This window comes from Candidatus Zixiibacteriota bacterium (assembly GCA_014728145.1).
GTDB lineage: Bacteria > Zixibacteria > MSB-5A5 > JAABVY01 > JAABVY01 > WJMC01.
In genome coordinates this window covers 18,487-28,541 of record WJMC01000096.1, presented here as the reverse complement: position 1 = coordinate 28,541, position 10,055 = coordinate 18,487, and the positions used below count along the sequence as shown (strand labels likewise).

Sequence of the window (10,055 nt, the reverse complement as noted above, 5' to 3'; positions counted from 1 at the left end):
TCGTAACCGGACCCGGGAACATCAGAAGAGACATAGTATTCACCGGTTGAGTTCCATGACCAGAAAACGTTATCCGGATCGATTGTACCATCGGCGGTAGCAGTCTCGATAACACCACCATTGGAGGCATCGGCCGGAGGAGCGATATCCGGATCAGGACCCATTACACGGACCATAAGACCGTTGTAGATCTCATAATCGTAGCCACCGCCCTGATTGGATTGATCTTCCAAAACGACGGCGCCGTTTTTCTTCAGATCCCAGACCACACTGCCATCAGTTTCAGTAGTATCAAAGACAACTTCGTAGTCGTCCGCGGTAGTGTCAGTGTAATTGAGATATTCAACTATCGCCATACCCTGTGAGGGTCCACTGACATGCTGAGCGGTATCGATGAAAACCGCGCCGCTGCTCTTGCCGATTGCAGTAACCGGTACAAGTACATTTTCGAGCGGTTCTGAGATGAACCCCTCGAAGTTCTGTCCTACGAAGAATGAATCTTCCGAGGTGACTTTATCGACATCGACCGCATAAGGAGCTACCGCGAAGTAGTACGGCCTGTTGTTGATAATCGGACCGCCGTCGAGGAAACTGGTGCTGAAACTGAGATGATGCACCAACCCGGAATTAGTTCCGGCTTGCTGTATAATCCGTTCAGAACCACCCTTGGCGGGATTAGCGACATCCTGATAGATCTTGGTAAAATCCCAGGGACGCGCAATTGTGTCACACGAGGTGGAATCCTCGTTACAGACAACGATATTGGCTCCAACGGTGTCCTCAAACACCCTCTGCATCACGCTGGGTTCATAGTCGTAAGTCGCCACACGAGTCCAGGGACCGGTCGGTGACTCTGCCTGGTAGATATTATAACCTTCGAAGCAGTAGAACTGCCCCAGGCTGGCACGATAGTCCTGAACGTAGTTGATTGAGCTGTCAGTCCAGACCAGGTCGATCTTGCCATCATATCCGCGAGTGTAAACAGTCGGAGTCGGCGGAGGACTCGGGATATCGAAGTTCTGGTCAAATACGGTCTGAGCCTGAAGGTCAACAGTTCTCAGAGCGGTGATACTGGAGAGACGATTGGCTCCCTGGCCGACACAGATAGCCGCCACGACTTCCTGCGTGTCATCAGGTTCCATAGTAAACGGACCGGAGGACATCATGAAACGACGGTCAGCGGAGTTACCGTCCAGCCAGCCGGTTCCTGTGACCGGATCACCGGCAAAGAAATATGTGGTTGTGTCTCCATTGTTATCAACCAGCGGTTCACCGGTCGGCTCGAGCCCCTGCATATAATTGTATGATTCCGAATAGCTGTGTGGATCGGTACCGTTGATATAACGGTTAAACGAGGTCATCGGAAGGTTCCTGTAACCCTGGATCCATTCACCGCGGAATTTTGCGGAATCATTCGGATTATCTGACTCGACGATCGGGCCCTGGAAGAAGTCAAATCCGACAGCCGGCGGAGCGGTACCATAGGTATTGTCACTACCGGCGTCATTGTAACAGTAACCCAGTGACAGGGATGTATCACAACCGACCAAATCATCAGATGCGCCACCCAGATCGGGATCGCACCAGAGCGAAACATATGTGTCTTCCAGCGTGTTTCCACCCTTATTGATGATCAAAAACTTCAGGAAGATAACCTGCCCCAGAGCTCCGGAACGTCCGAAAGCAAAGGCGGATTCCTGAATCTCGACTCCCAGCGGGGCGGTTGAAGCGGCTGTGTTTCTATGTTTGGCGGGATCGGCATCGTTGAATACCGTCCAGCACATCTGATCACCCAGCAGAGCCGGGTTACCCAGATCGTCAACCGGCGCGCCCTGATTGGCAGGCCAGTTGGCATAGTCGGAATTATTGTTTGCGTCATCACCGCGGTTTATCTTGTAAACCCTGAATGACGCCTGATCATCCTGGTATGTCCCGTTGGCCATCGGCCCGGGTACGAATTCCGAGGAAAACTCGGCAACAGCCATACGTGTCGTTCCGTCTACCTTGGCTCCAACCCAAAGACCTGAAGCATAGATAACAGTCTTCTTGGAGCCACGCGGGAAGTACAGTCCGTCGGTCTTGCCGAGCACGTTGGCGTTGTCGTAACAGAAGTTGCCGTCGTTATAGATGAATGCCAGCAACTTGTTTTTATCCAAATATGTCCGTGTATCCAAAATCTGGGATACATTCGTAGACTGTACCTTTCCGGTCTGGTGTGATAACCCCCAGGCCATGGAGGTCATAAGCGCCAGACATACCAGAAAGATAAAGGTCTTGTTTAATCGCATCCTTTCCTCCTAACTTCCTATTTAAAAGCTCAGCCTGACACCCAGACGGATCACGCGCGGGAGGTCATAGCTATTAGGATCGTTCTGCTTGAACTGATACATCTCTTCACCAGTCATGCCGGTAACCGGGTCTGGATCGGAATGTGTATTGATAAATGCCTGACCTTCGCCTGTCGCGAGCCAGCCGGTATCATCCGGACGGCCGGTACCTTCGAAGACATCGATGGCGTTTTCAGTATTCAGGACATTCAGAATCCACAGGTAAACATCCATATCCAAACCGGCGACCGTGAAGGTCTTATTGGCCTTCAAATCGATCCTGTAAGTCCACGGACCGTAGCGCGAATTGATCGAGCTGAGCGGGGTGGGCGTAACCGAACCGAGGGTTACCTCGTTGTAGATTTCCGCCGGAGTATATGGATTTCCGGAAGCTGTATTAAAGACAAGATTCAACCCGGCTCTCTCGAGCGGATAGAAGTTGCCCAGCATCGGGCCTTCCTTGGCGCCGGAACGGACATCCACTACGGCAGTCAGTTTGTGACGCTGGTCAAAATCCAGAGGAGAAATCCGCAGGGGTTCCTCTGAATTGGTCCAGGCGACGTTGTTTTGAGTGCTGGCAAATGATCCGGTGGCCTGAGCCTTGGACAGAGTATAGGCAACATCGAGGGCGATATTGTTGGTTCTTCTCAGCTTAAAGGCGAACTCAAGCCCCTTGATTGTGCCGTAGTCCTTATTGGTATAGGTGTCATAGGCAAACGGATCGACCGGAACGTGATCGACCTGGGTCAGGTTGCGGATATCCTTATAGTAGGCGGTAATATCGAATCTGGAGTTGTCACCCAGCTGATGAGTCACACCGACTTCGTACGCGGTAGTCTCTTCGGGCTCCAGGTTCGGGTTACCGATCGGGTTGAAGTAAGGATGCGCGTCGATCATGTAGAACAGGTAATCATAGCTGACATACAGGTACTGTAATTCCGGACGCTGGAAGAATTTACCATAATAGAGATGGAAGACGGTCTTGTCGGTGACCGGGAAACCGATACCCAGACGAGGTGAAATCCTCTGCTCTGCTTCGGCATCCTCGAGATCATCCAAAGTCAGCTTCTGGGCCTCTTCGGTATACTCATCATTATCCGGGAACTTGATTGCCAGGCTGTCAGGATCAAGTGGCCAGGCCTCGTTTTTGAGGCGGTACGTATTGACATTCAGGTAGTCATAACGCAGACCGGCATTGATCACCAGGCCTTCCCACTCGAACTTATCCTGAATATAGAGTGCAAAGTTATACGGGTTCTTAGCGGCATTCCAGCCGTCATCCTGGTCAACCACTTTGACACCGGTGAGGCTGGAGTCTTCGTCATACTGGAATTCAAGGTCATAACCATAGTTATCCATATCCTGAGTACCGACTCCCGGCCCGTTATAAAGCTGGATCGGGGTGACATGACGCAGATAACGCAGGGTATGGCGCTGGTATTCGAAACCGACTTTTATCTCGTTAGCTTTGTTAAGCTGATGTGTAAGGTCAAAATCGAAACCGTAGTACGATGATCTACGCTTGGTGAAATCATCGAGCACATAGCTTTCATCCAGCTTCGAGCTGTCCACATAGTTACCCTCATCATTTGAAAGAAGGTAATAATCGTAGCGATAGGTCAACTCGCTGGCGCTACAGGGGGCATCATCCGGAATTGAATCGTTCGGGCCGAGAGGCTCTGAACACCAGGTATTGCCGGGACAGCAGACCTGATAATACGTTTCCGGATCATCCCATGTCCTGAAGAGGGTGGTAGCGTCGAAGGCCTTATTGCCCTTCGGACGGATGTAGCCCCAGAGGTCATCGAAATAGACACCGTCACCTGAAGTACGCTTGGTCAGGAAATATGCGCCTCGTACAGTGTAGAAGGTCTGCTTGCTGACATTGTGCGTAAACTGCAAATTGACGGAGTTATTGACGTCCTCATACTTTGGCGCATGGGCAGTATTGAAATGATATGACCTGATATAACGGTTCCACTTGTCATAAGAACCGATCACACCCAGGCGAAGATTCATTGCCTGATTGAGATCGTAGCGCAACTTGCCCTGCCATGTCCAGCCCCGCAGGTCATTGTGCGGAAGCGGTTCATCACCGGCTTTGGCATGAGGCTGACGATCGAGGTGAACACGACGCTCGCCGGATACAAAGAATGATGCCCTTTCGTTGCCCGGAATGATCGGACCGGTCAAGTCAAAAGCGTAAATATTGTAGCCATATTCGTCAGTCAGTTCACTGGTTACAGCCTCGAGGTTACCGGAATAATTTTTGGTACCCTCTTTTGTAGTAACGTTAATCGCGCCCGAGGCAATCCAGCCGTATTCGGCATTGAAACCACCGGTGGTGATCGAGATTTCTTCGATGGCGTTGTTGTTGACACTTAGATTTGCCAAACCGGTCAGCGGATCCGAAGTCGCGAAACCGTCGACCAGATAGGCGACCTCATTCTGGCGACCACCGCGGATATTCAGGGTGGGAGAATTGGATGACTCGTTGCCGCCACGCTGGCGGACCGAAGAGTTATCCTGGAATGCCACCACACCGGTTGACAATCCGACCACATCCTGATAGCCACGAGTCGGCATATTACGGGCTTCATCGCCCGAAACCAGACGCAAAGTTGAGGTCTGGTCTTTGATAACCAGGGGACGTTCGGCCTGTACGACCTGGATTTCACCGATATCGATTGCCTTTGAAGTCAATTCGAAATCAACGTAAGTTGTCAGGTCGACGGACACGAAAACACCCTGCTTGATCACAGGCTGGTAGCCGACCAGAGAAGCTTTGATCGAATACTCTCCTACCGGCACGTTCAAAATGACGTACTGACCGTTGATATCTGTCAGAGCACCCATGTCGGTACCTTCCACAGAAACAGCGACCGTAGGTAGAGGTTCTCCCGTGTCGCGGTCAACCACCTTACCTGAAATTTTACCGATGTTGGCTGCGTTGACGCCCGATGTCAGAAGCATCAGGCCGATCAGTGCAGTCAACAGATAAAATATCTTGCTGTGCTTACCCAAGGTTTTACCTCCTGCGAAAAAATGATTTAGAAATACGTTAAATTTTTTACCAAATTACCTATACTAACCTCCTTGCTGATAACTGAAATCGCTCATTTATGACCACATTATATATTTTATGTAGACGGTAAACGCCCCCACCGTTCGTCAGGTGCGGTTCGAAAAGAATGCTAAAGATGGAGAAGTCTTCCATGACCCTCATATACACAGCCAGTTATTAGCCCTCAAAAGCGTTGCAGGCATCCCTGTCGCAAGCAGTAGAAAAATACAAAAGTTTTAAAAAATTTGTCAAGATAAAAACTGTCAACAGTTTAAACAGAATTTGGACAGAGAGACGCTTGCCACCTCTTCGTTCCCAGCCAATTAATATACGACCTTATTTGTTACCTATTTGAGAATCTTTTACAAACTCACTAATATAATTCGGCATATCGATCGTATTCTAAAGGTTTTAGAGCCACTTAATCGAAAAAATTGCAACAATTTAGGTGTATATTTCATATATTGGAATATATGTTGAAACTTGGTGTTACCGGTCAAATCGCATCCGGAAAGTCGACAGTAGCCGAAGCCTTCGCTGAATTCGGGGGACGGCTTGTATCCGCGGATCAAATCGGCCGCGAGGTGGTGGAAAAAAATAAACCAGTTCTTTCCAAGTTGATACGCGCCTTCGGCAGAGGCATAGTAACAGCAGAGGGCCAACTGAAAAGGCGAGAACTGGGAAAAATCGTCTTCGCTTCGCCCGAAAAGCGAAAAACTTTGAATGAAATCGTTCACCCCCAGCTTCTAAAGAGACTCGTCGAAGAAATCAAAGTCTGCGAATCCGATCCCAAATGCGGTTTTGTTATCGTCGACGCCGCCCTGCTGGTGGACTGGGGCTGGCACGAGAAAGTCGACTACACGATCTGTGTAACCGCGCCCGAGGCTGACCAGATTACACGCGCGGTTAAAAACGGCTTTACCGTGGCCGAAATCAAGGACAGGATCTCGTCGCAGAAACCGATCGAGGACCTGGTTGCGGTTTCAGATTTTGTAATTCACAACAACGGTACCCTCTCTGAGCTTCGAGATAAAACCCGCCAGGTCTACGAACGCATAAAAGTCGCCCGGAAATCCTGATAACTCTTCAGCTCGACTTTTTAATTTGCCCGCATCGAATCTGCTTATTATAATCAGGCCATGAATCCATTTGACTATGATAACGAGAAATTAAACGAAAAGGCTCTGGATATCAGGCGCGATATCATCACGCTCCTGATTGAATCTCAAACCGGTCACACCGGCGGGCCTCTGTCCTGCGCCGATCTGGCCTGCGCCCTGTATTTCAATATTCTCAACCATAACCCGCGCAATCCCGACGATCCCAGGCGAGACCTGAACTTCTATTCGATCGGCCATGTAAGTCCTCTGATCTATGCCGTGTTGGCTGAAGCCGGATACTTCCCCCTTTCAGATCTGCTTTCATTTCGTAAATTCGGAAGCCACCTTGAAGGTCATCCCAAAAGCGGTCCGACACCCGGAATCGAGGTCTCCTCCGGTTCCCTGGGACAGGGCCTCTCGATAGCCTGTGGCTCGGCCTATGGGATCAGGATGGATAATTCCAACCGCAGGGTCTACTCTATCATGGGTGACGGCGAACAACAGGAAGGTTCGATCTGGGAGGCGGTTATGTTTGCCGGACATTACAAGCTCGACAATCTCTGTGCGGTTATCGATTACAACCACAGGCAGATCGACGGCAAAGTCGAGGATGTTCTGAACATCGCTCCGCTGGCTGAGAAATACTGGTCGTTCGGCTGGAATGTCTATGAGATCGACGGCCACAACATGGAAGAAATCCTGGGAGCATACCGCGCGGCAAGCGAGTTCAGAGGCAAGCCATCGGTTATAATTGGCCAGACAGTAATGGGAAAAGGTGTATCATTTATCGAGGATCTCTCGGAATGGCATGGCAAACCGCCCACCCCCGAAGAAGGTGAAAAAGCTCTGGCGGAGCTTGATACGAGTTACTCGGAATGGTCTGAGAGGTTGCGCAATGGCTGATAGAATCGAAATGAAGAAAACCCGGGTCGGATTCGGCCACGGCCTCGTAGAAGCGGGTAAAAAACATGACAATCTGGTCGTTCTGGTGGGAGATTTGCGCGATTCCACAAATGTCAGCTTTTTTGCCGAGAAATTCCCCGACCGGTTCATTGAAGTCGGTATCGCGGAGCAGAACATGGCCAACCTCGCGTCGGGTTTGTCACTGGTCGGAAAAATACCTTTCTTCACCACCTATGGCGCGTTTGCAACCTGCAGATGCATGGATATGTTGCGGGTGACGATCTGTTATTCCAACTTGAATGTCAAGATCGGCGGTGCTCACGGCGGTATCTCGGTCGGCCCCGATGGCGCAACCCACCAGGCGCTGGAGGAAATATCGATGTTGCGTTCACTTCCCAACATGCAGATCATAGTTCCCTGCGATTATTATGAAACCAAAAAGGCCGTCATGGCCGCGACGGAAATTCAGGGCCCGGTCTATATACGTTTCGGGCGTGAAAGTGTGCCGGTTGTCAGCGATGAAGCTCGGCCTTTCGAATTCGGCAAAGCTGATATTTACCGCGAGGGTTCCGATGTCGCCATTTTGGCCTGCGGTGTCATGGTCCATGAGGCCCTGGTGGCGGCAGATGAGCTTGCAAAAGTTGGCATCGAAGCACGCGTGGTGAACATCCACACGATAAAACCGCTCGATGAAAAAGTTATAATCGACTCCGCCCGAAAATGTGGCGCGATAGTTACCGCCGAGGAGCATCAGGTCTACGGCGGGTTCGGTTCGGCAGTCGCCGAGTTGGTAGTTCGAAATCATCCGGTGCCGATGCAATTCGTGGGGATATTTGATTCATTCGGATGTTCCGGTCAGCCGGAGGAGCTGATGCGGGAATACAATCTTAAAGCGTCAGACATAATCTCATCCACAAATAAAATCCTCAAGCACAAAGCCTGACAAGCATCTCGTTAATTCAAATACAGCAATCAATCGAAACAATATCATCCTCATCCTTGTTACAGGTTATAAAAGGAGGATGATAGTATGAAACGTAATATGGCAAATATCGAAAGAGTCATAAGAGTTGTAGTCGGATTGTTTGTGCTTTCCCTGATTTTCTGGGGACCGCAGACATACTGGGGCCTGTTGGGCCTCATTCCGCTTCTGACAGCTCTTTCCGGATGGTGTCCTCTCTATACTATACTGGGCACATCGACCCGTAAAGAGAAGCATAAAACCGAACATCCGGCGCATTCCGAATCTGCTTAACCTCAGGGTAGTCAATAATATGAAATGACTTAAAGCGCCGTTTTCAGCGGCGCTTTTTTGATTCGCAGGCATCACCCTGCACACAGATCTTCGATTATTTCAAGCATATCGAGAACGATTTCCGAATCAGCCTGTGCGGTTTTATAACCGTGTATAACTGAATTGCGCAGTTCGATCGCTTCGAGCAGTATTTCGAATTCAGCCTGGGTGATCATGCCCATATTGGCCATCTTTTTGGCGATATACGACGGTGACCTGTCCTTGAGCCTGATCCCCTCTTTCTTGGCGTTCAGGCGCAGGCCTCCTTCGATCGCCGACCATGCCAGGAGAACCGCCGCCTCGATTTGATTGTTTTCTAACAGATGCCGGATTTCCTCAATACGCTTCACCAGATCATCGCGGTTCAACAGACGTATATCGTCCTCGATCGGCTGACTTATCTGCGGATTGCATACAATCAACTCGAGCCGCCATCCGGGATTATCCAGTATCGCTTTGGCCAGCTTCGCCAGATACTTGGCTCTTACCAGGCTTCTTCCGGTTTTGACTTCGATTACAGCTTTATCATCATAACTTTCAGCAATGATATCCGGGTTGTAATCCTGCAAAAATACAGGCAACTCTGAGCGTGACGGTGCTACATTGACCTCGTAACCCTTGTGGGCATATTCCCGCGCCAGAGCGGTCAGGCGTCTTCTTTGTACTCCGGTTTTTCTCATATAATGTCTACATCATGCTGGCATCTTCTACCAGAACATGCAAAAACTCCCGTCCACTGGTCAACCCCCGCGCCACACCGGGCGAGACATTTAACAGCCGGAAGCTGGAATTAAGTTTGCGTTTACGGCTGTACACATCGGTGACCTGGGAATCATCAAGATAGACCAGCCCCTTCATCGCATCCTGGACCGGCTTGATCATGTTATCGACGTCGAGAGCTTCATACTTGTAAAAGTAAGTTAGAGTAACACATATCATTGTCTCGATCGGTTTTTGACCACGAGGCCAGTATTTGCGGGCGGTTTTACGAACCTTCGCCCGCCATCGAGCTAAAAGCCTGCGGCTTTTGGCCTGATGAGAGATCGGGGTACCTTCAATTGTAAACTCAAACGAATCCAAGCGGTTATCCTGCGACAGCGTTTTACAGACTGATGAATATAGCCGATCGAATCGATTCTGTCAATTTGGATTCCGAAAGTCATGCAACTATGATAATAAAAAACAGAAGAACGGTATCTTGTCCGCTCTCCTGTTAATAAGGCTAACACCAGTATCGGTGAGGTCGAGAGATTAAATTCGTAATATTTTATTAACAGCCAGCATAACTATAAACATCACACATAAAACCGATCCCGCCAAACACATACGGCTCATCACGTGCACGTGCCGATTTGCACATAATTTGA

The 10,055-nt window shown here is 49.8% G+C and carries 8 protein-coding genes; 4 read left to right on the top strand and 4 right to left on the bottom strand.

Translation table 11 applies throughout. The features are described 5' to 3' along the window. Both GF404_06040 and GF404_06035 read right to left on the bottom strand, forming a co-directional pair. The coding region (locus tag GF404_06040; protein ID MBD3381739.1) for a hypothetical protein at window positions 1–2,288 on the bottom strand (2,288 nt) is incomplete at its 3' end. A gap of 21 nt (window positions 2,289–2,309) precedes the next feature. After that, window positions 2,310–5,351 (bottom strand): TonB-dependent receptor, encoded by a 3,042-nt coding sequence (locus tag GF404_06035; protein ID MBD3381738.1) that lies wholly within the window; start codon window positions 5,349–5,351, stop codon window positions 2,310–2,312. Window positions 5,352–5,864: 513 nt separating this feature from the next. On the opposite strand from GF404_06035, the gene GF404_06030 reads away from it, so the two are divergent. The 4 genes from GF404_06030 to GF404_06015 all read left to right on the top strand — a co-directional run bounded on the left by GF404_06030 (window position 5,865) and on the right by GF404_06015 (window position 8,649). Further along, the gene (locus GF404_06030; protein MBD3381737.1) at window positions 5,865–6,470 is read left to right on the top strand and encodes a dephospho-CoA kinase; all 606 of its coding nucleotides are present in this window, start codon (window positions 5,865–5,867) and stop codon (window positions 6,468–6,470) included. A gap of 60 nt (window positions 6,471–6,530) precedes the next feature. Then, window positions 6,531–7,394, top strand: coding sequence for a transketolase (locus GF404_06025; GenBank protein ID MBD3381736.1), 864 nt, complete (start codon window positions 6,531–6,533; stop codon window positions 7,392–7,394). A 10-nt stretch (window positions 7,395–7,404) separates the two neighbouring features. Beyond that, window positions 7,405–8,337, top strand: coding sequence for a transketolase family protein (locus GF404_06020; GenBank protein MBD3381735.1), 933 nt, complete (start codon window positions 7,405–7,407; stop codon window positions 8,335–8,337). An 87-nt stretch (window positions 8,338–8,424) separates the two neighbouring features. Continuing rightward, on the top strand, window positions 8,425–8,649 hold the full coding sequence (locus GF404_06015; GenBank protein ID MBD3381734.1) for a DUF2892 domain-containing protein: 225 nt from the start codon (window positions 8,425–8,427) through the stop codon (window positions 8,647–8,649). A gap of 71 nt (window positions 8,650–8,720) precedes the next feature. On the opposite strand, the gene GF404_06010 is transcribed toward GF404_06015, so the two are convergent. Then, window positions 8,721–9,368 carry a hypothetical protein gene (locus GF404_06010; GenBank protein MBD3381733.1) on the bottom strand — a complete coding sequence of 216 codons (648 nt, stop codon included), beginning with the start codon at window positions 9,366–9,368 and terminating at the stop codon, window positions 8,721–8,723. A gap of 7 nt (window positions 9,369–9,375) precedes the next feature. Further along, on the bottom strand, window positions 9,376–9,768 hold the full coding sequence (locus GF404_06005; GenBank protein ID MBD3381732.1) for a RusA family crossover junction endodeoxyribonuclease: 393 nt from the start codon (window positions 9,766–9,768) through the stop codon (window positions 9,376–9,378). Window positions 9,769–10,055 lie beyond the last annotated feature (287 nt).

Excerpts from the sequence above, each read along its gene's own strand:
- GF404_06030 (MBD3381737.1), top strand. The coding sequence starts at position 5,865 with ATGTTGAAACTTGGTGTTACCGGTCAAATCGCATCCGGAAAGTCGACA.
- GF404_06025 (MBD3381736.1), top strand. The coding sequence starts at position 6,531 with ATGAATCCATTTGACTATGATAACGAGAAATTAAACGAAAAGGCTCTG.
- GF404_06020 (MBD3381735.1), top strand. The coding sequence starts at position 7,405 with ATGAAGAAAACCCGGGTCGGATTCGGCCACGGCCTCGTAGAAGCGGGT.
- GF404_06010 (MBD3381733.1), bottom strand. The coding sequence starts at position 9,368 with ATGAGAAAAACCGGAGTACAAAGAAGACGCCTGACCGCTCTGGCGCGG.
- GF404_06015 (MBD3381734.1), top strand. The coding sequence starts at position 8,425 with ATGAAACGTAATATGGCAAATATCGAAAGAGTCATAAGAGTTGTAGTC.